This window comes from Alteraurantiacibacter aestuarii, from assembly GCF_039523595.1.
GTDB lineage: Bacteria > Pseudomonadota > Alphaproteobacteria > Sphingomonadales > Sphingomonadaceae > Alteraurantiacibacter > Alteraurantiacibacter aestuarii.
In genome coordinates this window covers 437,863-458,783 of sequence record NZ_BAAAFP010000002.1, presented here as the reverse complement: position 1 = coordinate 458,783, position 20,921 = coordinate 437,863, and the positions used below count along the sequence as shown (strand labels likewise).

31 protein-coding genes are annotated in these 20,921 nt (G+C 61.9%); 16 read left to right on the top strand and 15 right to left on the bottom strand.

Annotated elements, in window-relative coordinates:
• The first annotated feature begins 383 nt into the window (after window positions 1-383).
• Genes ABDZ98_RS05930 through ABDZ98_RS05910 form a run of 5 tightly spaced genes read left to right on the top strand, consistent with a single transcriptional unit; the run spans window position 384 to window position 2,533 of the window.
• Window positions 384-731, top strand: a complete 348-nt coding sequence (locus ABDZ98_RS05930; RefSeq protein ID WP_237437319.1) for a hypothetical protein — start codon at window positions 384-386, stop codon at window positions 729-731.
• Between the two features lie 18 nt (window positions 732-749).
• Complete coding sequence (locus ABDZ98_RS05925; protein ID WP_160589483.1) at window positions 750-1,040, top strand: DUF427 domain-containing protein; 291 nt, start codon at window positions 750-752, stop codon at window positions 1,038-1,040.
• Window positions 1,037-1,495 (top strand): cupin domain-containing protein, encoded by a 459-nt coding sequence (locus ABDZ98_RS05920; RefSeq protein WP_160589482.1) that lies wholly within the window; start codon window positions 1,037-1,039, stop codon window positions 1,493-1,495. The genes ABDZ98_RS05925 and ABDZ98_RS05920 overlap by 4 nt, the downstream gene beginning before the upstream one ends.
• A gap of 16 nt (window positions 1,496-1,511) precedes the next feature.
• Entirely contained in the window at window positions 1,512-1,904 is a 393-nt protein-coding gene (locus tag ABDZ98_RS05915; RefSeq protein WP_160589481.1) for a DoxX family protein, read from the top strand.
• Window positions 1,905-1,942: 38 nt separating this feature from the next.
• On the top strand, window positions 1,943-2,533 hold the full coding sequence (locus tag ABDZ98_RS05910) for a hypothetical protein (protein WP_160589480.1): 591 nt from the start codon (window positions 1,943-1,945) through the stop codon (window positions 2,531-2,533).
• A 34-nt stretch (window positions 2,534-2,567) separates the two neighbouring features.
• Here ABDZ98_RS05910 and ABDZ98_RS05905 read toward each other — a convergent pair whose 3' ends face one another.
• Together ABDZ98_RS05905 and ABDZ98_RS05900 are read right to left on the bottom strand one after the other, a co-directional pair.
• Window positions 2,568-2,783, bottom strand: coding sequence for a helix-turn-helix transcriptional regulator (locus ABDZ98_RS05905; protein ID WP_160589479.1), 216 nt, complete (start codon window positions 2,781-2,783; stop codon window positions 2,568-2,570).
• A 3-nt stretch (window positions 2,784-2,786) separates the two neighbouring features.
• Complete coding sequence (locus ABDZ98_RS05900) at window positions 2,787-3,203, bottom strand: hypothetical protein (protein WP_160589478.1); 417 nt, start codon at window positions 3,201-3,203, stop codon at window positions 2,787-2,789.
• A gap of 144 nt (window positions 3,204-3,347) precedes the next feature.
• Here ABDZ98_RS05900 and ABDZ98_RS05895 point away from each other — a divergent pair, with 144 nt between their 5' ends.
• Window positions 3,348-5,237, top strand: coding sequence for an ABC-F family ATP-binding cassette domain-containing protein (locus tag ABDZ98_RS05895; RefSeq protein ID WP_160589477.1), 1,890 nt, complete (start codon window positions 3,348-3,350; stop codon window positions 5,235-5,237).
• On the opposite strand, the gene ABDZ98_RS05890 is transcribed toward ABDZ98_RS05895, so the two are convergent.
• Entirely contained in the window at window positions 5,234-6,499 is a 1,266-nt protein-coding gene (locus tag ABDZ98_RS05890; protein ID WP_160589476.1) for a gallate dioxygenase, read from the bottom strand. The two genes, ABDZ98_RS05895 and ABDZ98_RS05890, sit on opposite strands and share 4 nt — an antisense overlap.
• Window positions 6,500-6,675: 176 nt before the next feature.
• Here ABDZ98_RS05890 and ABDZ98_RS05885 point away from each other — a divergent pair, with 176 nt between their 5' ends.
• Window positions 6,676-7,236, top strand: coding sequence for a DUF1003 domain-containing protein (locus ABDZ98_RS05885; RefSeq protein ID WP_160589475.1), 561 nt, complete (start codon window positions 6,676-6,678; stop codon window positions 7,234-7,236).
• A gap of 40 nt (window positions 7,237-7,276) precedes the next feature.
• Here the strand turns inward: ABDZ98_RS05885 and ABDZ98_RS05880 are convergent, their stop codons facing one another.
• The 4 genes from ABDZ98_RS05880 to ABDZ98_RS05865 all read right to left on the bottom strand — a co-directional run bounded on the left by ABDZ98_RS05880 (window position 7,277) and on the right by ABDZ98_RS05865 (window position 11,165).
• Entirely contained in the window at window positions 7,277-8,626 is a 1,350-nt protein-coding gene (locus ABDZ98_RS05880; RefSeq protein WP_160589474.1) for an aldehyde dehydrogenase family protein, read from the bottom strand.
• A 137-nt stretch (window positions 8,627-8,763) separates the two neighbouring features.
• On the bottom strand, window positions 8,764-10,026 hold the full coding sequence (locus ABDZ98_RS05875) for a gallate dioxygenase (RefSeq protein ID WP_160589473.1): 1,263 nt from the start codon (window positions 10,024-10,026) through the stop codon (window positions 8,764-8,766).
• A 220-nt stretch (window positions 10,027-10,246) separates the two neighbouring features.
• Window positions 10,247-10,498, bottom strand: coding sequence for an SWIB/MDM2 domain-containing protein (locus ABDZ98_RS05870; RefSeq protein WP_160589472.1), 252 nt, complete (start codon window positions 10,496-10,498; stop codon window positions 10,247-10,249).
• Between the two features lie 46 nt (window positions 10,499-10,544).
• Window positions 10,545-11,165: a YbhB/YbcL family Raf kinase inhibitor-like protein gene (locus tag ABDZ98_RS05865; RefSeq protein WP_160589471.1), complete on the bottom strand. Its 621-nt coding sequence runs from the start codon at window positions 11,163-11,165 to the stop codon at window positions 10,545-10,547.
• A 271-nt stretch (window positions 11,166-11,436) separates the two neighbouring features.
• Here ABDZ98_RS05865 and ABDZ98_RS05860 point away from each other — a divergent pair, with 271 nt between their 5' ends.
• Window positions 11,437-12,879, top strand: coding sequence for a S41 family peptidase (locus ABDZ98_RS05860; RefSeq protein ID WP_160589470.1), 1,443 nt, complete (start codon window positions 11,437-11,439; stop codon window positions 12,877-12,879).
• 32 nt (window positions 12,880-12,911) lie between these two features.
• Window positions 12,912-13,532 (top strand): pyroglutamyl-peptidase I family protein, encoded by a 621-nt coding sequence (locus tag ABDZ98_RS05855; RefSeq protein WP_160589469.1) that lies wholly within the window; start codon window positions 12,912-12,914, stop codon window positions 13,530-13,532.
• A gap of 41 nt (window positions 13,533-13,573) precedes the next feature.
• On the opposite strand, the gene ABDZ98_RS05850 is transcribed toward ABDZ98_RS05855, so the two are convergent.
• Together ABDZ98_RS05850 and ABDZ98_RS05845 are read right to left on the bottom strand one after the other, a co-directional pair.
• Window positions 13,574-14,026, bottom strand: a complete 453-nt coding sequence (locus tag ABDZ98_RS05850; protein WP_160589468.1) for a COG3650 family protein — start codon at window positions 14,024-14,026, stop codon at window positions 13,574-13,576.
• Window positions 14,023-14,517, bottom strand: coding sequence for an anthrone oxygenase family protein (locus ABDZ98_RS05845; RefSeq protein WP_160589467.1), 495 nt, complete (start codon window positions 14,515-14,517; stop codon window positions 14,023-14,025). Before ABDZ98_RS05845 ends, ABDZ98_RS05850 begins: the two co-directional genes overlap by 4 nt.
• A 147-nt stretch (window positions 14,518-14,664) precedes the next feature.
• Here ABDZ98_RS05845 and ABDZ98_RS05840 point away from each other — a divergent pair, with 147 nt between their 5' ends.
• Window positions 14,665-15,180 carry a cupin domain-containing protein gene (locus ABDZ98_RS05840; RefSeq protein ID WP_160589466.1) on the top strand — a complete coding sequence of 172 codons (516 nt, stop codon included), beginning with the start codon at window positions 14,665-14,667 and terminating at the stop codon, window positions 15,178-15,180.
• A gap of 68 nt (window positions 15,181-15,248) precedes the next feature.
• Here the strand turns inward: ABDZ98_RS05840 and ABDZ98_RS05835 are convergent, their stop codons facing one another.
• Together ABDZ98_RS05835 and ABDZ98_RS05830 are read right to left on the bottom strand one after the other, a co-directional pair.
• Window positions 15,249-15,509 (bottom strand): hypothetical protein, encoded by a 261-nt coding sequence (locus ABDZ98_RS05835; RefSeq protein WP_160589465.1) that lies wholly within the window; start codon window positions 15,507-15,509, stop codon window positions 15,249-15,251.
• A 134-nt stretch (window positions 15,510-15,643) separates the two neighbouring features.
• Window positions 15,644-15,856: a cold-shock protein gene (locus ABDZ98_RS05830; protein WP_160589464.1), complete on the bottom strand. Its 213-nt coding sequence runs from the start codon at window positions 15,854-15,856 to the stop codon at window positions 15,644-15,646.
• Window positions 15,857-16,257: 401 nt separating this feature from the next.
• On the opposite strand from ABDZ98_RS05830, the gene ABDZ98_RS05825 reads away from it, so the two are divergent.
• Window positions 16,258-16,566 (top strand): alkylphosphonate utilization protein, encoded by a 309-nt coding sequence (locus ABDZ98_RS05825; RefSeq protein WP_160589463.1) that lies wholly within the window; start codon window positions 16,258-16,260, stop codon window positions 16,564-16,566.
• A 45-nt stretch (window positions 16,567-16,611) separates the two neighbouring features.
• Here the strand turns inward: ABDZ98_RS05825 and ABDZ98_RS05820 are convergent, their stop codons facing one another.
• The gene (locus ABDZ98_RS05820; RefSeq protein ID WP_160589462.1) at window positions 16,612-17,055 is read right to left on the bottom strand and encodes a DUF6491 family protein; all 444 of its coding nucleotides are present in this window, start codon (window positions 17,053-17,055) and stop codon (window positions 16,612-16,614) included.
• Between the two features lie 123 nt (window positions 17,056-17,178).
• Here ABDZ98_RS05820 and ABDZ98_RS05815 point away from each other — a divergent pair, with 123 nt between their 5' ends.
• Entirely contained in the window at window positions 17,179-17,670 is a 492-nt protein-coding gene (locus ABDZ98_RS05815) for a YaiI/YqxD family protein (RefSeq protein ID WP_237437318.1), read from the top strand.
• A gap of 90 nt (window positions 17,671-17,760) precedes the next feature.
• Window positions 17,761-17,895: a hypothetical protein gene (locus ABDZ98_RS05810; RefSeq protein ID WP_272916768.1), complete on the top strand. Its 135-nt coding sequence runs from the start codon at window positions 17,761-17,763 to the stop codon at window positions 17,893-17,895.
• On the opposite strand, the gene ABDZ98_RS05805 is transcribed toward ABDZ98_RS05810, so the two are convergent.
• A complete protein-coding gene (locus ABDZ98_RS05805) occupies window positions 17,892-18,104 on the bottom strand; it encodes a hypothetical protein (RefSeq protein WP_160589461.1) in 213 nt (70 codons plus the stop codon). The two genes, ABDZ98_RS05810 and ABDZ98_RS05805, sit on opposite strands and share 4 nt — an antisense overlap.
• 172 nt (window positions 18,105-18,276) lie before the next feature.
• Between ABDZ98_RS05805 and ABDZ98_RS05800 the strand changes: the two genes are divergently transcribed.
• Complete coding sequence (locus ABDZ98_RS05800; RefSeq protein WP_160589460.1) at window positions 18,277-18,702, top strand: ion channel; 426 nt, start codon at window positions 18,277-18,279, stop codon at window positions 18,700-18,702.
• An 8-nt stretch (window positions 18,703-18,710) separates the two neighbouring features.
• Window positions 18,711-19,190, top strand: a complete 480-nt coding sequence (locus ABDZ98_RS05795) for a DUF2141 domain-containing protein (protein WP_160589459.1) — start codon at window positions 18,711-18,713, stop codon at window positions 19,188-19,190.
• Between the two features lie 165 nt (window positions 19,191-19,355).
• Here the strand turns inward: ABDZ98_RS05795 and ABDZ98_RS05790 are convergent, their stop codons facing one another.
• Together ABDZ98_RS05790 and ABDZ98_RS05785 are read right to left on the bottom strand one after the other, a co-directional pair.
• The gene (locus ABDZ98_RS05790; protein ID WP_160589458.1) at window positions 19,356-19,931 is read right to left on the bottom strand and encodes a fasciclin domain-containing protein; all 576 of its coding nucleotides are present in this window, start codon (window positions 19,929-19,931) and stop codon (window positions 19,356-19,358) included.
• Window positions 19,932-20,094: 163 nt separating this feature from the next.
• Window positions 20,095-20,439: an HPF/RaiA family ribosome-associated protein gene (locus ABDZ98_RS05785; protein WP_160589457.1), complete on the bottom strand. Its 345-nt coding sequence runs from the start codon at window positions 20,437-20,439 to the stop codon at window positions 20,095-20,097.
• Window positions 20,440-20,532: 93 nt separating this feature from the next.
• On the opposite strand from ABDZ98_RS05785, the gene ABDZ98_RS05780 reads away from it, so the two are divergent.
• A complete protein-coding gene (locus ABDZ98_RS05780; RefSeq protein WP_237437317.1) occupies window positions 20,533-20,916 on the top strand; it encodes a YigZ family protein in 384 nt (127 codons plus the stop codon).
• Window positions 20,917-20,921 lie beyond the last annotated feature (5 nt).

Below are 20,921 nucleotides of genomic sequence, written 5' to 3'. Positions count from 1 at the left end.
GGATTGCGTGATCCCACACCTTATTTTTCAACTGCTCTCATGCGGAAGCGCGTGCCCCAAAGCACCACGTCACCACAATCCGGCTGCTAGTTAACGATTGGTCTAGTCTCCCCCTGTTCCCCAGTTGCCTGCTTCAATAAGGCAAATCAACATAGTTCAAATCGAATCATATCATGAACCTGCTGTTATCCTCTAACTTTATCGTTCGGGTACGAGAGTCAAGGTTGGAGGGCAGAGAAGTCTTGAATCAAAACAGTTTGTTGCGATGGTGCTAACCAAGGCTTTGGCTCTGGGAAGAGGTCATCCTGAATTCAGGGTAAATGGGAATGGTAAACATGCGTAAAATAGGTGGCTTTGGAATTGCGCTGGCGGCATTTGGCCTGATGACTGCATTTCCTGCCCAGGCGGAAGGATTTGTGAACACACGCGGCGGCTGGCTGGCGCTGACACCCGAAGCGAAGGCGGCGTATGTGCAGGGCCTCAATGACAGCCTGAACTATTTCTTCGTCGACGATTCCCTGACCGAGGCACTGGCCAAGCGCGGGCGCACCCGCTGCCTGATCGAACAGCGGGTGAATGCTGCCGTTCTGGCCGCGCAGATCACCGCAGCCTATGATCAGGAACAATATGCGCGCTTCTCCCCGGTCGCAGTCTATATCCTGCAGATCGGGGATCTGTGCCGCCCCTACATCAACCGCGAACGGCAGGAATTCGGACTGGGGCCGCAATAGGCGCAAGGGAGGATAGCGATGGCGATCGAGGCAATCTGGAATGGCAAGGTAATCGCCCGCAGCGATGATACCGTGGTTGTGGAGGGCAATCACTATTTCCCGCCCGCGGCCGTTGATGCCGGGCTGCTCCATCCCAGCCAGACCACCAGCCACTGCCCGTGGAAGGGCGATGCCAGCTATTACTCGCTGGTGGTCGACGGCGCGCGCAACACCGATGCCGCGTGGTATTATGCCGACCCCAGACAGGCCGCGATCGAGATCAAGGACCGCATCGCCTTCTGGAAGGGCGTGGAAGTGCGTGAGGCATGAGTGAGGAGACTGATCAGATTCAGGCCGCCCCGGCGCTGATAGAGGCGCTGAACCTTGCCCCCCATCCCGAAGGCGGCTGGTACCGGGAGACATGGCGCGCCGATGCAGAGGCGGGAAAGCGGGCGCAGGCGACGGCGATCCATTTCCTGCTCGAAGCCGGACAACGCAGCCATTGGCACAAGGTCGATGCGGCGGAGATCTGGCTGTGGCACGCGGGCGATCCGCTGCTGCTGTCGCTGGCGGCAACCGATGCCGGACCGGTTCAGCAGGTCACTCTTGGCGCAGATATTCTGGCAGGCCACAGCCCGCAGCATGTGATCGCTCCGCATGAATGGCAGGCGGCCGAACCTGTGAATGGTCCGCATGGCTATACGCTGGTCAGCTGCGTGGTCGCCCCGGCCTTCGATTTCGCCGGGTTCACTCTGGCCGATGCCCATTGGCGGCCCGGCCAATGATCCGCACAAGCTTGTGATGCGTACGGCCCTGCGCTGGCTGCTGGCCATCTTCTATGCCTATACCGGCTATGCCCACATCGCCACGCCCGCTCCATTCCTGCAGATCATGCCGCCGATGATACCCTGGCCCGAGCAAGTTGTGCTGTGGACCGGTATTGCGGAATTGCTGGGTGCAGCGGCGCTGGCCCAGCCGATCTCCGCGCCATTGCGGCGGGCAGGAGCGATTGGCCTGGCGCTGTATGCGCTGTGCGTGTGGCCGGCCAATATCAATCACATGATGATGGACCTGGCTTCTGCCGATGGCGGCTTTGGCCTGGCCTATCATATCCCGCGGATGATCGCGCAGCCGCTGATCATCTGGCTGGCCTTGTGGACTGGCCGGGTGGTGGACTGGCCCTTCCGGCGCTGATCCACCGCTGATGTTCGAAGAATGAGAAGGAATTGCCGATGATCACCCTGCTGGCACCGATGCTCCTGGCCGCAGCTTCCGCGCAGGCAGCGCAGGGGGGAGAACCGGTTCAAACGGTCGATCCCTGCGAAATCGAGGGCATGTGCCGCACGATCACGCAATTCAGCTTCGAAACTCCCGATGGGGAAGTTGTGGAGGTTGATGCCGACATCACCCTGCCATTCCTGTCGCAGGGCAATGTGATGATCACACCGGGCGAAGCCATCACCATAGAACTTGTTGAGGTCGAAGGCCTGCTGGTCCCGTTCCTGATCAGCACGGGCGCTGCGTCACGCGATGGCAGTCTGGCCGAAAACCAGATCAGCTTTTCCTTGAGCGCAGTCGAGCGCGGGCAGATCATGCTCACCGTCCTGAGCAAATATCCCGCAGCGCTGGATTATGCGGCGCTGAAAGTCGCCATCGGCGCGGGGCCGGAGCGTACCAGCGTGTGCACGCTTCTGCCCGGTGTCGCGGTGTTCGAACAATGGCAGGAGCCGATCTACCAGATGGCCCTGTGGGGCTTTCGCAAGACCGATGATCATGGCTGCAAGATCATCGATCCCGAAGCAGAACCCAGCCAGACCGCATGATCCGAGGGCTGGCTGATCCAGAGCCCGGGCGCGCCTAGCCTTCCCAGCCGAACACATCTTCCACCCCCACGCCAAAGGTGCGGGCGATACGAAAGGCGCTTTCCAGACTGGGCGAATATTTGCCCAGCTCTATCGCAATCACCGTCTGGCGGGTGACGCCGATGGCATCGGCCAGCGCCTGCTGGCTCATCCCGCCATGCGCCTCGCGCAGGTCCCGCACGCGGTTGGTGATGGGGGGAGCCTTGCCCATCGATCACACCCCCCGGCGGAACAGGATGATCTGGAACACATATTCCGCCACCTGCGCCACGATCAGCGATCCGATGGCGAAGAAGAACAGGCGGTTGCCCTGCCCCCACCACAGATAATCGAGGATGCCGCACACCACGCCAACGCCCAGCACGATGCCCGACCAGTTGCCCGAAACCGCAATCGCCGCCCTCTCGCGCTCATCGGCAGGACGCTGCGCGTCGCGCGGCGAATAGATCGCCAGGACTACCTGCACCACGATTGAGCCGATGATCACCGCCGCCACGAACGGTACGAAAGCCACCAGCTGCACCTGCCCCGGCGCATCGGCCGGAATCAACCGGGCCAGACCGAGAAAAAGCAGGCCGTTGAGAGCCATGATCAGCGCCATCGCCCATGCGGATTTTTCCCTGAAGGACATTTGCGAACTCCTCTTTCCAATGTCGAATATCTTTAACATAGTCAAAAATATTCGACTGTCAAATTTTTTGTACATGGGGATTTGCAGTCGGGATGCTTCACATTGCGCTACAATTCTCGCTCCACCCCTGTTAGGGGCGCCGCCATGCTGACAATCAACGGCCTCACTGTGCGTCTTGGCGGACGTACCATCCTTGATCGCGCGACTGCCGCCGTGCCGCCCGGCGGGCGCGTGGGGCTGATCGGGCGCAATGGTGCGGGCAAGTCCACACTGATGAAAGCCATCATTGGCGAGATCGAGGGTGACGAAGGTTCCGTTGAGATGCCGCGCCGCACGCGGCTGGGATATATTGCGCAGGAAGCGCCCAACGGCAGCGCCACGCCGCTGGAAACCGTGCTGGCCGCCGATGTCGAGCGGCTGGAGCTTCTCGAAAAGAGCGAGAATTGCGAAGATCCTGAGCTTCTGGGCGACCTGTATGAGCGGCTGATCGCGATCGATGCCTACACCGCGCCTGCGCGCGCATCGCGCATCCTGATCGGCCTTGGTTTTGACGAGGAAATGCAGGAGCAGCCGCTCGACAGTTTCTCCGGCGGGTGGAAGATGCGCGTTGCGCTGGGCAGCCTGCTGTTCTCCCAGCCCGATGTGCTGCTGCTGGATGAGCCTTCCAACCACCTCGATCTGGAAGCCACGCTGTGGCTGGAGAACTTCCTCAAGTCCTATCCCGCCACGCTGCTGGTGATCAGCCATGAGCGCGACCTCCTCAACAATGTGGTCGATCACATCCTGCACCTGCAGGGCGGCAAGCTGACGCTGTATCCCGGCGCCTATGACAGTTTTGAGCGCCAGCGCGCCGAACGCGCCACCCAGCTGGCCGCCGCCAAGTCCGCTCAGGATGCGCAGATGGCCCGGCTGCAGGACTATGTGGCGCGCAACAGCGCTCGCGCCTCAACCGCGCGGCAGGCCCAGTCGCGCGCCAAGATGCTGGAGAAGATGCAGCCGATCACCGCGCTGATCGAGGACCCCAGCCTCAGCTTCGGCTTCCCCGATCCCGCCGAACTCAAGCCGCCATTGATCACGCTGGACCTGGCAGCCGTGGGCTACACGCAGGACAAGCCGATCCTGCAGCGTCTGAACCTGCGGATCGATCCCGATGACAGGATCGCGCTGCTGGGCCGCAACGGCAATGGCAAGACCACGCTGGCGCGCCTGCTGGCCGCGCAACTGCCGCCGATGGAAGGCGAGATCTTCACCTCGCGCCAGATGAAGGTCGGCTATTTCACGCAGTATCAGGTGGAGGAGCTTTCCAGCGACGATACTCCGTTGGAACATATGACCCGCACCATGAAGGGCCAGACACCCGGCGCTGTGCGCGCGCAACTGGGCCGCTTCGGCTTTTCCGGCGCCCGCGCCACGCAGATGGTCGGCAAGCTGTCAGGCGGCGAGCGGGCGCGGCTGGCGCTGGCGCTGATCACCTATGAAGCGCCGCATATCCTGATCCTGGACGAGCCGACAAACCACCTCGATGTGGATGCCAGGGAAGCGCTGGTGCAGGCGCTCAACGACTATTCGGGCGCGGTGATCCTGATCAGCCATGACCGCCATATGGTGGAGCTGACCGCAGACCGGCTGGTGCTGGTCGATGACGGCACCGCGCGCGATTATGACGGATCGATGGAGGATTACATCGACTTCGTGCTCGGCCGGAACCAGCCCAAGGGCGACGGCGCAGCGGGCGGCGCGGCCAAGCCTTCCAAGAAGGAACGCAAGGCCGCCGCGCAGGCAAAGGAACAGGCGTGGGAGCAGGCCAAGCAGGTCAAGGCGCAGATCACCTCTGCCGAGAAGGATCTTGCCCGCCTGACCGCCGAATGCGCCGCGCTGGATGCCGCGCTGATCGATCCCGCCGCGGCCACGGGCAGGCTCAGCGGCAAGTCAGCCGCAGAGCTGGCGAAGCTGCGCGCCCAGCTGGCCGCCCGGCTGGAAACTGCCGAAGCCGCCTGGCTGGAACTGGGCGAGCAGCTGGAAACGCTGACCTAGGTCGGCTCCGCCTCGACCGAGTAATTGATCGCGGCATTGCGGGTCTTCTGGAAGTCGGGGACGCTCATCCCCTTCATCGCCGCATAGACATCGATATTGCCCAGCCCGACCACCGGAGCGAGCTTCTCCAGATTGAAGAAGATCACGCCGTAATGGATCATGCCGATCCAATCGAGGTCGCGGATCATCGTCTTCTCCTCCTCGGTCAGCGCGTATTCCGCAGCCAGCGCCTCAAAATCATTCTTGAAGCGCTCCCGGAAGGCGGGCTCCACAATGCTGTGGAGGAAGTTGTTGATCCGCCACGCCTTGGCGCTGCGGGTGATGGTGAAGGGATAGGTTCCCTCCAGTTCCAGCGCCGGGGCGACATCCCAGTAGATGCGGCTGGCATATTCCTCCTTGCTCTCGGGGCTGGGATCAGGCTCTGCATCCTCGAACACCATGGAGGCGATGGAGGTCATCGAGGGGAGGAAGAAACTGCGGTGCAGTTCCTTCACCTTGGGTGCCAGCGCGCCGCGCATCAGCATCCACATCACGATTTCCGCGCCTTCCATGCCGCCCAGCCTGACCAGTTCGCCCACCGGCATGCGGGTCAGGCTTTCGGGATCATTGGCCAGCCGGTCCATGAACTCATGGTCCCATTCGACATTGTTGAAGCCGCAGCGCTCACCGTGCACCTGGTGGCTGAGCCCGCCCGTGCCGGCAATCGCCACCTTGATATCGGCGGGATAATTCTGGATCGCCCGGCGCAGACTGCGGCCAAAGTCCCAGAAGCGCCGCGCCTTGGGGATCGGCAGTTCCAGCACACCGCATTGCAGCGGCACGATCTTGCACGGCCAGCCCTCCTCATCCGAATGCGGCAACAGCACGGACAGCGGCGAGAATGCCCCGTGGTCCAGCCCCATGCCCTGCCAGTAGGACAGGTCGAAGTCATCGGCCACCATGCCGAAGGCCAGATGCTGGGCGAAATCGGGATCGCCCTTGATCGGCGGAATATGCCGCGGCCCGCCGCCCTCATCCGCCGCCGCATATTCCTCACCAATGCCGATGGCGAAATGCGAATAATGCTTCATCCAGAAGGAGGTCATGTGATCGTTGTAGACATAGACGATCACGTCCGGCTTCTTGTCCGCGAGCCACTGCTTGACCGGCTCGAACCCGTCGAAAATCGGCTTCCACACCGGATCGTTCTGTTTGCCCGCATCCTGCGCAAAGGCGATGGTGGGCGTGTGTGAAACGGCGAACCCGCCGACGATTTCAGCCATGATCTCTCTCCCCGATGAGCCGCCCTGGGGCGCTCGGAACTCTTGCTCATGCCCGGTTATGCCGGGCGGGGCTGGCAGTCTTTGCGCCGGGTCAATCACCCGCAACTGCGCGATCGCGACTTGACGGCCCCACCGCAAAGGCGCGATTTCATGGCCAGATTCAGGAGGAGCCCCAGATGAACAATCCCACACGTATCGCGCTCGACATTGCCCGGCGGGTGCTTGGCGAAGGTGGCCCGCGCGGTACACAGCATGAAAACATCCTGAGGCACATCGACGCGCGCCAGCCGCTCAGCCGCGATGCCAATGAGCTTTCCAGCGTGGCCGAATCGGGATGGGACCGGCTGGCCGACAGCGTTGCCAGGGTCGGCGGATCATGGCCCTTTATCGGCGGCTTTTTCCTGTTCCTGGCCCTGTGGGTGGGCGGCAACACCTTGTTGCTGGCAAGTGCGAAGCCGTTCGACCCCTACCCTTTCATCTTCCTCAACCTGATCCTGTCCATGCTCGCCGCAATCCAGGCGCCGATCATCATGATGAGCCAGAACCGGCAGGCGGAAAAGGACCGCGTGGCCGCCGCCCATGACTACGAGGTCAATCTGCGATCCGAGATCGAGATTCTGGCGATGCAGCAAAAGCTGGACCGGCTGCGCGGCGAACAGCACGAACTGATCCTGGCACGGCAGGCGCGCATGCTGGAAATGCTGGAGGCGCTGCTGGTTAAGTCAGAGCGCGGCTGAAGCTCAGCCGAAACTCCCGGACCTGGCCAGCATGACCGGCCTATTGGTGGATATAGACCGCCCGTTCGTGGCTGAACGCCTTGAAGCCGAAATAGCCGTGATAGCTGCCGGTGCCGCTCTGGTTCACGCCGCCGAAGGGCAGGTTGTTTTCCAGATAATGCGAGAACACGCCGTTGACGGTCACGCCGCCCGATGAGGTGCGGTCCAGAACCTTCTGCACATTGCCCTCGTCCGGGCTGAAAATATACAGCGCCAGCGGCTTGTCGCGCTCCTCGATATAACCGATCACCTGATCGAGCGTATCGTAGGTCATCACCGGGATAACCGGAGCGAAAATCTCTTCCTGCAGGATCTTCATCTGCGGGGTGACATTGGTCAGCATGGTGGGATGGATGGTCAGGTCGTCCTCATCCATCTGCCCGCCCACGGCCACGGTTGCACCTTGCGCCACCGCATCGTCGAACAGGCCCTTGACCCGGTCAAAGTTTGCCTTGTTGACGATCTGGGCGATGGCTTCCTTCTTGATCTGGCCATCTTCGGTGTAGAGGTTGTTCTGCACGTTGGCCTTGAAGCCTTTGACCAGCCGGGCCTGCTGATCTTCCTTCACGAAGACATAGTCCGGGCTGATGCAGGCCTGTCCGCCGTTGAACTGCTTGGCGCCCGCCAGCGCGGCGGCGATCTTGTCGATATCCGCGCCATCATCGACAATCACCGGCGACTTGCCGCCCAGTTCCAGCGTCACGCTGGCCAGATGTCTGGCGGCAGCGGCCATCACGATCTTGCCCACGCGCGTACTGCCGGTGAAGAAGATGTGGCTGAACGGCAGGTCGAGCAGGGCGGTGGCCACGCTGACATCGCCTTCGAACACGGCCACTTCGTTCTCGTCGAACACCTCGCGCACGATCTTCGCGGCGATGCTGGCGGTGGCCGGGCACAGATCGGTCAGCTTGAGCATGCAGCAATTGCCCGCCGCCACGGCGGCTGCCAGCGGACCGAAGGTGAGGCCGAGCGGAAAGTTCCACGGGCCCAGGATCAGGCACACGCCGCGCGCTTCATAGATGATCTGCGCCTTGTCATCGGGGTTGGTCGATGGCGTGACCTGCGTGGGCTTCATCCACTCATCGAGGTTGTCGATATTGCGCTGGATATTGGCGGTGACGTTGAGCACTTCGGTAACGCGAATTTCGCCCGCGGGCTTGCGCGTATCTTCCAGCACGGCAGCGACGATATCGTCCGCGTGGGCTTCCACTGCGGCTTTCAGCTTTTCCAGCTTGGCCTTGCGCGCCGCTGCCTTGGTCGCCTTCACATCCCATTGATGCGCCTGCTGCAGGGCGAAAACGCGGGCAATCTCAGCGGAGAGATCGGAAGCAGTCTGGGCGGTGCTGGACATGGGATTTCCTGTAGAAAAGTGAATTGAAACGGGCCGCATTGCCTATCCTCCGCTGCCCGGAACACAAGGTGGACCAAGTGCCCGGTGTCAGCGGATCGCCGGGAAAACGCCCCGGCAGACAGGCAATATAGGCAGCCTCAGTCTTCCTTGCCAGCCACGCCGTAATTGATCGCGGCATTGCGGGTCTTCTGGAAGTCCGGAACGCTCAACCCCTTCATCGCGGCATAGATATCGATATTGCCGATGCCGGTTACCGCGCCCAGCTTCTCCAGCATGAAGAAGATCACGCCGTAATGGATCAGGCCGATCCAGTCGCGCTCACGCACAAGGCGCTTCTCCTCATCGGTCAGCCCGGCGTCCGACATGCAGGCTTCCTCGTCCTCGCGGAACTGCTTGCGCACCACCGGATCGGTAAGCGAGTGGAGGAAGTGGTTGAGGCGGAAGCCGCGCACGCTGCGCTCGATAGTGAAGGGATAGGTGCCCTCCATCTTGTCCGCGCCTTCATAATCCCAGTTGATCCGCTTCAGCGTTTCGGCGGGAGCCTCCACCGGCGCATCGTTGGAAACCTCTTCCATGATCATCGTGGCGATGGGGCACATGGAGGGCAGGAAATAGGTCTTGTGCGTGCACTCCACCTCTGCCGAGAGCGCGCCGCGCATCATCAGCCACATCACGACTTCGGCGCCTTCCCAGCCGCCGCGGCGGGCCAGTTCGGCAATGGACAGGTCGAGCAGGCTTTCAGGGTCCTTCTCCAGCCGTTCCATGAACTCCATATCCCATTCGGGATTGTTGAAGCCGCAGCCTTCGCCGTGGACCTGGTGCGACAGGCCGCCGGTGCCGGCAATCGCCACCTTGATGTCTTCGGGATAGGACAGGATCGCCTGGCGCAGGCTCTTGCCGAATTTGTAGAACCGCCGAGCCGAAGGCAGCGGTACGGTCAGCACGCCGCACACCACGGGCAGGAGCTTGCAGGCCCAGCCATCCTGCTCGTTGTAATCGACCATCACCGACAGCGGGCTGAAGGCGCCATGATCGAGGCCCTTGCCCTGGAAATAGGACAGGTCGAATTCATTGGCGACCATCACCTTGGCCACGTGTTCGGCAAATTTGGGATCGCCCATGATGGCGGGAATATCGCGCGGACCACCGCCCTCGTCTGCCGCCTCGAACTTCGCGCCCACGCCCAGCGCAAAGTGGCTGTAATGGTCGAAGAAGGAGGTCATGTGGTCGTTGTAGATATAGACCAGCACATCGGGCTTCTTTTCGCGAAACCACTTCTGCACCGGCTCATAGCCTTCGAAGATCGGCTTCCAAACCGGATCATCCTGCTTGCCGCCATCCTTGGCGAAAGCGATGGTGGGAGTGTGCGATGTGGCGACGCCGCCGACGATAGTAGCCATTGTTCCGGGCCTTTCCTCTCGATCGCGCCGGTGTGCAGCGCTGATCCTGTCAATTTGTCCGTATAGTGCCATGTGGCCACGCCCGGCGACAAGTCAATTTTACGGATGCATGAAGTTTTCACATATCCGAAAGGAAACGGGCGGAGCGCCGTGAGACGCCCCGCCCGCAATTTTCCAGCTTGAGGCAACGGGCCACACAAGGCCCCCTGCCATCAGGCGATCAGCTCAGGTGCTTGGACACCGCAGCGGTCATCTTGAACATGGAGATCTGATCCTTGCCGATCACCGCGCCAAGCTTGGCATCGGGGTTGATCTGGCGCTTGTCCTTGGCGTCCTGCAGGTCGTTGGCCTTGATGTAGACCCACACCTTGGAGGTGACTTCAGCGCGGGTCATCGGACCCTTGCCAATCACGTTCTCCAGTTCGCCCGAGAGCGTTACCGGCTTGTTCAGCGCGTTGTTCTTTGCAGCCATAATACTTTCCTTCCCTTCAAAAAATCCTGCCGGGTGCAAGGGGAAATCAATCCTCGCCCTCGTCCTCGGCGTCCCAGTCATAATCACCGCCCTCTTCACGGGTGTAAGTCCCGGTCAGCAGCGTGACAGCGGTTACGTGGCCTTTCATGGCCGCTTCCAGTTCATCCCGGCTTGCACCCGGCATCAGTACCAGGGGCAGGTCAAGTGCGAAGAGCTGGAATACGTAATCATGCGGCTGGCTGCCCGTCGGTGGATCGGGCAGCAGCCATTCGGAATTGCCGAAGGAGTTCTTGCCCACGCGCGGCGGGACTTCCCCTTCAAGCAACATGCCTTTCTGGCCGGGCATGCCCCAGACCAGCCAATGGCAAAAAGGTTGTTCGCCCTTTGAATTAGGGCTGGGCGCATCGGGATCTTCCACCACCAGCACCAGTTCATGGCTTCCCGGCGGCGGCGCAGTCCATTCCAGCGGCGGAGCGACCGAATCTTCCTCGTCAGCGGTAAAGCTGGGATCCAGCGCCTCTCCATTGCGGAAGGCAGCCGACGACAAGGTGAAGCCGCCGCGGCCCAGCATGGCTTCATTGGCCAGCCGCGCCACCATAAGTTTTGCATGGCCTGCACGTGGCGAGTGCAGCGCCTTGCTCAGCCAGTCGGGCAGGTTGTCCGACATTATTCCTCCAGCATGCATCCGTTTGCGGATGCGGTAATTTACGCCCTGATACGGACAGTGAGTGCGCGATGTGCCGCCACACAAGCGCCTTGGCAAGGGCATCGGCCCCTTCTCCTGTAGAAGAATTGCGATTGTTCGTGATATTTCAAGCGTCTGGCGCGCGAACTTCACCCCTGCGGCCGTCCGCTTCATACTTGCCAGTGCGGCGGGGCGTCGATATCGTCGCAGCTGCAACTTCCCCGAGTGCGCGGCAAGACGGACAACCGAATCCATGAAAACTTCCAAGATCGCGTTGACCCTCGCCTGCGCAGCCATGGTGGCATCATGCGGGGGTACGTCCAGCGGCGGCGCGCCCACGGGCAATGTTCCCACGCCCACGCCTTCATCAACGCCCACGCCCACGCCCACATCGGGCACCTGCTCGCTGTCATCGCGGCAAAGCTGGACGCTGGCGCAGCTCAACGAATGGTACCTGTTCCCCGACCTGCTCGACACCACCGTCAACCCGGCGAACTATTCCAGCGTACAGAGCTATATCGATGCGCTGGTAAAGCCGGCGCGTGATGCATCGCGCGATCGTTACTTCACCTATCTGACCTCCATCGCGGAGGAGAACGCCTTCTTCCAGCAGGGGGCCAGCGCCGGTTTCGGCATCCGGCTGGGCTATGACACCGCTGCCCGCCGGGTCTATGTGATCGAAGCGTTCGAGAATGCGCCCGCACTGGGCCAGAACATGGATCGCGGCAGCGAACTGCTGGCCATCGGCACGAGCGAGGCGAATTTGCAGACGGTCAACTCGCTGATGGCCAATGGTGGACCATCTGCCGTGATCAACGCGCTGGGGCCGGATACGGCGGGCACCACGCGGGTGATCCGCATCCGCGATGCCAGCGGGATCGATCGCACCATATCGCTGTCAAAGGCCGAATATGCGCTGGACCCGGTATCCGATCGCTATGGCTTCAAGATCATCAACGATGGTGGCAAGAAGGTGGGCTATATCAACCTGCGCACCTTCATCGATACCGCCGGGCCGGACCTGCGCAGCGCCTATCAGTCCTTCCGCGCTGCCGGGGTGACCGAACTGGTGATTGACCTGCGCTATAACGGCGGCGGGCTGATCTCCATTGCCGAGTTCATGGGCGACATGATGGGGCGCGACAACGATAATCAGGTGTTCGATTACATCACCTTCCGCGCCTCCAAATCCGCCAATGATTCGACCTATCGCATAAATGCGCAGCCCGAATCCATCCAGCCGACCAAGATCGCCTTCATCACCACGCGCGGCACCGCATCGGCCAGCGAAATGGTCATCAACGGCATGCAGCCCTATCTTGGCAACACCAGCATCGCGCTGATCGGCGAGAACACCTTTGGCAAGCCGGTGGGGCAGATTGCCCTCGATCAGGCGGCCTGCGATGACCGGTTGCGGGTGATCGCGCTGCGGGTGGAAAATGCCAACCGCAATGGCGATTATTACACCGGCCTTGCCTCCACCATTCCCAACAGCTGCCGGGCGCAGGACGACCTCACCGCACAGCTGGGCGATCCGAATGAAGGCATGCTGTCGGTCGCGCTGGATTTCCTGGCCGGGCGCTCGTGCACACCGATATCGGGCGGCCCCGCCACCACGCAGGCGGTGGTCGATCGCGGCTTCCTGCAGCGCGAACAGCCCAATACCGCGCAGCGCAACGTTCCGGGCATCTTCTGACCGGACCGGCCGGCCTGGAAGGGGAACCCCTGATGGAACGGTCAGAAGGCACCGGACGAAGGATCGTCATCACCGGCTTTCGCGCCTTCCCCGGCGTGGCTGACAATCCCACCCAGCGGGTGATCGAATATTTCGGCGCGGTCAGGTCTGGCCTGCCGCACAGCACTTTGCTCAGCCTGCTGGATGTCGATTATCGCCGCGTGGTGCCGCAGATCGATGCGCTGCTGGCACAGCCGCCGCGCGCACTGATCCTGACCGGATACAGCAATGTCGCACGGGCGGTGACGCTGGAAAGCCGCGCCAGCGCCCGGTGCGCCGCGGACAAGCCCGACAATGCCGGATATGTCCCGCCCCCGGCCAATGCCGAGCAAGCTCCATTGATGACAGCCATAGATCTGGGCCGGCTGCAAAAAGTGCTGTCGCGGTCCAATGTCTCGGCCAGCATCTCCGCCGATGCGGGCGAATATCTGTGCAATTTTTCCTATCACTATGCGCTGCGGCAGATTGCCGACCGCGCTTTGTCCACGCAGGTGCTGTTCGTGCACCTGCCCGCCGTGCACGGGTCCGACCTTGCCGCCACCGCTGCCGGAACAATGCCGCTGGACCAGATGGCGCAGGCGATTGCCGTGATCGCCAATACGCTGACCGATTAGGCGGGAAGATCGATCGGGTGGGAGACTGATCTACCGGGCCGCTATTCGGCGGCCTCAAGCTCCTGCTCCGCGCCGCCGGAAAAGGGGTGCACATCGCTCCAGCCGCAGCCGATGCGCTGATCTTCGCCCCATTGCAGCGTGACGGTGAAGGGATAGGTCCGATCGCTCATCCCGTCCGAACAAGCGGCGGGCGTGATTGCCATGTCCACCGCCACCCCGTCAGCCTCTGCGCTGAAAGACAACCCGCCGCGCCCGGCAAAACGGGTCACCGGCAGGCGCTGGCCCTCGATGTTCTCGGGCGTGGTGTAGGTAAACAGGCCGCCTGAAATCTCTCCGCCCCAGAACGGCTCCGTGCCCGTCAGGCGGATCACCTCATCCTCACCGATACCGGCGAAGGGCTGATCGTCCTGCGCATTGCCGGGAATGGCCGCGTCATGGTCTGCCGAACAGGCCGCCAGCATCGCTGCCAGCAGGCAGGCTGCAATAATTCTCATGTCAGGTTCCACCTCAATGCAATGGCCCATACCAGCATGGCCATGGAAAGCGTGCAGGCCAAAGTGCGCACATGGTTCCACACCGTCCAGCGATCAAGATATTGCGTCCACATTGCCGCCCCCTGGGCCGTGCCGGGTGTCGCCGCATCCAGGGCATTGTTGAGCGGGACATTGCCGACGATCGTCACCAGCAGCATTCCCAGCAGGTAGATACCGGCCCCGGCTGTCATCTGCCATCCGCCCGCAGCCTTCAGATCGACAAGGCCCGCCACCGCCAGCACGGCGCACACAGCACTGCTGGCAAAGAACAGCGGCAGGAAGGGGGAGCGCAGGATGATCCGGTTGATGCTCTGCATCGCGGCCATGCCGCTATCGCCTGCCAGCGCGGCCAGCGACTGCATGAGGAAGGTGGAGAAGGCGAAATAAATTCCCGCCATCAGTCCGGCGGAAATGGCTGCTCCCCAAAGCAGCACGGTGATTGCCCCTTGCATGATTGATCCCCCTGTTCGCGTTTTGTGTCCCGGCACAAGCGTAGAGAGGGACGAAGCGGCCCACAAGCGCACGGCGCTTGCCATCCTCTTGCCAGCTTCGCGCCTCCCGCTATCGTCCCGGCTCTTTCAGGCAGAGGAACAGGGCATATGGCAAATTGGGGACGGCGCGTGGTCACGGGCCATGATGCGAGCGGCAAGTCGATCGTGCTGAGCGATGGCCGCCCGCCGCAAAACCACCCGATGAGCGGCCCCGACGTGGGCGCCGACTTCATCGAAATCTGGCACGAGGGCGATCCGGTGCCGCAACTGACCGCGCAGCCAGCAGCCGAACCGAACGAGCGCCCCTTCACCATCATGCCGCCATCGGGCCATCTGATGCGCTTCATCGAACTTTATCCCGCCAGTGCGGGCGGCCACAAAACGGTGATGCACCGCACCCGCACGCTGGATTATGCGCTGGTGATCGAAGGCGAAGTGGTGCTGCACCTCAGCGACAGCGAAGTGGTGATGCGTGCGGGGGATGTGGTGGTCCAGCGCGGCACCGATCATGCGTGGGAAAATCGCAGCGACGCGGTCACCCGCATGGCGTTCTTCCACATCGATGCACGGTTTTCAGAAGACTTGCTGGAGACATTGCCCCAGCCGCTTGAACTTATGGAATAGGGTTCCGGCCTGATCTGCCGAAACTTGTTTGCCGGATCTGGTAGTCGGGAGAGGCGGCGCTGGTGCGCTCAGCCGTCCTGCGCCAGGATCATCTGTTCGGCCTGTTCGCGCTTTTCGGCTTCGGCCTGCTTTTCCGCTTCGCGCCGTTCGGCACGGTCACGTTCGGCCTGGGCGCGATCTTCTTCGATCTTCAGCGCCTGATCGGCCATGCCCCGCCATGCCTTTTCAGACCGCAGAGCCCGTTCCCGGACATTGTCGAGCGTGGCAGAGGCAGCTTCGGCAGAAGCTTCATTCGCACGATCATCGTAGAATTGAAATGTCTGGGCCATGTTCGTCCTTAGGGCTGCAATCTGGGGCGGATAACGGGGTGGACGCGGCCTGTAGTACGTAAGCACTGTACCGGGCGCGCCGGAATGGGTGCCCCGGGCAGCGCATGGCGCCACCCGGGAAAGCCCGAATTCAATCAGTCGGCAGCCGACAGATTAACAGCCGATTCCTTGCCGTTACGGCCGGATTCGATTTCGTAGTTCAGGCGCTGCTCTTTATCGAGCGTGGTCATGCCTGCTGCCTGTACGGCAGAGATATGTACGAAGCTGTCAGCCGAACCGTCGTCAGGCTGGATGAAACCATAGCCCTTGTCGGTGTTGAAGAATTTTACGGTGCCAGTCTTTGACATGGGGTATTCCTTTCACGGAAACTAGTATCGGCAAGGACACGATTGTGTGATCCCGGCCATTCAAGGTTCAACCGGGCCGCTTTTGCGACCAGGAGGCGTCAAATCGTCCGATGAAAGGAAGTCGTCGTCTGGTTTACGCCGGGGCCGTGCGGTTGGAACCGGTGGGCAAGCGGCGGTCGTCAAATCTCGAAGTCCGTCGCAAATTTCGACGTCAGCACGGGGCTTCTAGCACGCATGGCCCGCTTTACCTAATTATCCTTGGAAACGCAGGTCAGGTCCGGCGGAAACGCGGGGTAAACGCCCCACATTTGCCGGAGATTTGCCGTAGATTTGCCGTAGATTTACTGGTCAAAGCGCCATCGCACTGCCATGCGCACTGCTGAACTTCAGGAGCAGAACAGATGGCCGGCGATGACGAGGACTATGTCTTTGATGAGGACAGCGGCGAATGGATGCCCGCTTCCCAGCTGGCCGCAAAGCAGGCGGCGGCAGGCCAGGTGGAGGTCCGCGATGCGGTGGGCAATCTGCTGGCCGATGGCGATCAGGTGACGCTGATCAAGGACCTTGATGTCAAGGGCGCGGGCCAGGTGCTGAAACAGGGCACGCTGATCAAGAGCATCCGCCTGACCGGCGACGCGCAGGAAATCGACTGCCGCTATCCGGGCATAAAGGGTCTGGTCCTGCGCGCCGAATTCGTCCGCAAGCGCTAGGCGCCGAAGTTACTGCCCGATTTACTGCCCGATTTACTGCCCGATCTACTGGGCGCGGCGCGCCTCCACTGCTGCCTTTGCTGCGGCTTCGAAGGCATCGCGTTCATCATCGGTCATCTTTTGCAGCACGCGCACCGAACAGCGCCCGGTGCCGGTGGGCGTGCGGGGGATCAGCAAGGTTTCCGTATTGCCGGTACACACGCTGCCCATGCCGCGCGTGTCGAGCGCAATCTGCATGGTGAAGTCCAGATCGTTGCAGGGTCCGATCGCTTCGAACAGCCAGTTATCGTTGGGGCCGGTTTCGATGTAGAAACGCTCTTCGCCATCCGGTCCGTCTTCCGCGTCGGAATAGGAATTGATCTGGCTGGTGAAGAAGCACTGGCGCGCCGAGCCATCGCCAGAAGCGCGCGTTTCCCCGTCCACCGGGGCGCAGCCAGCGCTCATCGCAATGGCGCCAAGGGCGATAAAGGACGCTACGGACTTGTTCATGGTTGTGGTTCCTCACACGATTGAAGCCAGAAGGTGCGCAGGGCTGCAATCTGCTTTCCATTCGGAAATATACGTAGAAATATGCCTGGAAATAGACTGGGAAAGTGACACAGGAACACTCTGATGATGCCAGGAAATGATCCCGCGATGACAGCCAGCCAGCTGCAGATCCTGGTCGATGCCGATGCCTGCCCGGTGAAGGAGGAAATCTACCGCGTCGCCCTGCGCCACAAGGTGCCGGTGAAGGTGGTCAGCAATTCGCCTTTCCGCATTCCCGAAAGCAAATGGGTCCAACGGGTGGTGGTGTCCGACGGGTTCGACGCCGCCGATGACTGGATTGCCGAGCAGGCCGACGCCCGCTGCATCGTCATCACGGCCGACATATTGCTGGCCGATCGCTGCCTGAAGGCGGGTGCGACCGTCATTGGCAACAATGGCAAGCCTTTCACCACAGGCTCCATCGGCGGGGCGATTGCCACGCGCGCGATCATGGCGGACCTGCGCGTGGGCGCAGACGGCATTGGCGGTGGCCCGCCCCCGTTCAGCAAGGCCGACCGCTCGCGCTTCCTGCAGGAGCTGGACAAGCAGCTGCACAGGATCGCCCGCCAGAACTGAACCTACGACCTGAACTTACGATTTGATGCCGGGTCCTGCCCGCATCAGGCGTATGGCGGGGCGAGGCATTCCGCCTCTATTGGAACAGTCATGGCCAAGAGCCAGAAGAAATCGAACCGCGAAGTGCGCAAGCCCAAGGCGGACAAGGGCCCCAAGAAGAACGCCTCTCAGCCCAGCACCAAGCCCGGTGGCATCAAGGGGCTGGAGAACATGAAGAACGGCTAGACCTTCTTCGCGCCTTCTTTCGTGCCGCCTTTGGCATCAGCCTTGGTATCAGCCTTGGTTCCGGCCTTGGCCTTGTGCTCGGCCAGCAGGCGGTCCAGCTCGGCGATGCGCAGGCGTTCCCTGGTGTCTTTCGCCAGGCCTTTGAGCCGGCAGGTCGCCCACAGCGCCTTGCGTTCGGATTCGAGCGCCTTGAGATAGAGATCGGCCATATACACTTCCTGATTGCGGGGTTGGCGGCGCCATAGCGCGCCCGGGAGCCGAGCGGTAGAGGCTGGTCGCTAGAGGCTGGGCGCTAGTTGAACCGGGCGTTGGTTGAACCGGGCAGCCCGCCCTGCCCGCTTCGCGATTGACCGGCGCCCGGCAAGCAGACAAGGTGACGCCATGTTTCCCGCCCTTGCCGTTGCCACCTTCATGGTCCTGCTCACCGTGATCATGCACGGGCTGGGCCTGCTCGGCCTGGCGCGCGTGTTGCGGATAGAGCGGGAGGAGGAGCAGCTCGAATCGATTTCCCCCGTCAGTGCGCGCGGAATTGCCTTCACCCTGGCGCTGGTGGTCGGCCTGTTCCTGCTGCACGGGGCGGAGATCTGGCTGTATGCGGCGGTGTACCTGGTGCTGGACGCGCTGCCCGATCTGCACACGGCGGTGTATTTCTCCACCATCACCTATTCCACCATCGGTTATGACGATGCCGGGCTGGCGCATGACTGGCAGCTGGTTGCCGCCATCGAAGGGATGAACGGTATCATCCTGATGGGCTGGTCCACCGCCTTCTTCGTCTCGCTGATCACCCGTCTTTCGCGCAAATAGGCGGGGCCATGATGACACGCTCACCGATCACCCACGCCGGTTTTGCCTCGCTCGCCGCGCTTGGCTCGCTGATCTCATTGGCCGCGATCACATCGTCCCCCGCCGTGGCGCAGCAACCGGGTGCCAGCTTCAGTCTGACGGTGACGCAGCTCAGCTCCACCAATGGCCAGCTGATCGTCTGCCTGTTCCGCGAAAAGGCCGATTTCCCCGAATGCGAAGAAGGCGACGGCACGTGGCGCCGCACCTATCCGATCACCGGAGCCACCACCCGCATCCAGGTGCCCCTGCCCGCTGCGGGCAACTATGCCGTGACGGTATTCCATGACGAAAACCGCAACGGCCGCCTTGGCCAGAACTTCATCGGCATGCCGACAGAGGGCGTGGGCGTTTCAGGCAATCCGGGCGGAATGCCGCGTTATGCCCGATCGCAGGTTCCGTTGGCCGCGGGCAGCACGATCACCATCCAGATGCGATACCTGTTTGATTGATCGGCCAAGAGACTGACACTCCGCAAGCGCGAGCAGACACACAGCCTGCCACGCGGGTGCAGATCGCAAAAGGGCGGGCCTCGTCAAAGACCCGCCCCTGCAGTGTAGCTCATGTAGCCTGGCAAATTCAGGGCCTGAAAGTCAGCCCCATGATCCACCCGCTAATCAAGCGGGCATCAGCACCGTGTCGATCACGTGGATCACGCCGTTGGAAGCATCGACATCGGTCGCAACGACGGTGGCGGTGTTGCCTGCGGCATCGGTCAGCACGACATTGCCATCCACCAGCGTGGCGGTGAGCGTGGCGCCATTGACGGTGGTGATGGCAAAGCCTGCATCGCCGGCACCTTCGATCGCGGCGAGCACGTCTGCCGCCAGCACTTCGCCTGCCACCACGTGATAGGTCAGGATGCTGGCGAGGGTTTCGGTGTCATTGGTGGTCAGCTCTTCCACCACGCCTTCGGGCAGCGCTGCGAAAGCTGCATTGGTCGGTGCGAACACGGTGAACGGTCCGGCGCCCGACAGCGTATCCACCAGGCCGGCGGCCTGAACGGCAGCGACAAGGGTGGAGAAATCTTCATTGCCGACTGCAACATCAACAATGGTTCCGGTGGCCTGCGAATTGGCGGTCTGATCCGCCATCGCGGCATCGTCTGCAACAGGCGCTTCAGCGGCTTCGCTGCATGCGGACAGACTGAAGGCGGCGCCTGCGAGCAGGGTCGTGAGGATATGTTTGGTCATTGTGGTCCTTTCCAATTGGGCCCCGAATGGATGAACCCAGCACAGGAAAGGTAAGAGCGCCCCGGCGCGTTTCGATATGGACAAAAGGACAGGGGCCAAAGGGCCGGGGTCAGCAGCGCCTCCCCCGCCCCTTATCGATGCCCCTATCAATGCGCGCTATCGATCAGATCACCTTATCGGGCGAGGGATCGTGCTTGTGCCGATCACCCTTGCCGAAATGACGTTCCAGCCGCTGGACCAGCGTGTTGGCTGCGATCCGTGCGGCGCTGTCCACATCGCCCGCATGGCCGGTTACGCCAATCGGCTTCTCGCCCTTGATCCGCGCCTCGATCATGCAGGCCTTGTCATCGCCGCCGCCCTTGGGGCCGTTCTCGTCGCGCACATGAACCTCAAGCCGCGAAAGCCTGTCCTCAAACCGCGCCAGCCGCTCACGCAACTGCGCCTCGATCCGCTCCGCCACGTTTTCAGTGCCCATGACCGAGCTATCGGAATTGAACTGGAACTGCATAGGTGGAAGTCCTCTCGGTTGTTTCTGTTGTTCACCCGAGATGGGGATTTCTGGGCGGGATGGAAGGGCTGGCGCACCCCGGACTTTGCAAAAATGCGCACCGCCACCTACGCCGCCCCCATGCTGACGCTCGATGGAATCATTTCCGACCGCGGATCGAAATACGCCGTATCCGGCGCGCCGTGCCGCTCGGGTGAAGAGGCCAAGGCGCTGATTGCCATGCTGTGCAAATCCAAGAAATTCGCCAAGGCCACGCACAACAGCTGGGGCCTGATTTGCGACGAAGGCCCGATCAAGAATGACGACGGCGAAAGCGGCGCGGGCATGATCATCCTGCGGATGCTGGAGCGCGAGGGGTTGCGCGATCATCTGGTGGTGGTGACGCGATGGTATGGTGGCAAGCATCTGGGCGGCGACAGGTTCCGCCATGTGCAGGCGTGTGTGGGGGTTTATTTTGAGGCGGTGCGGGAGGGGTGAGGTGG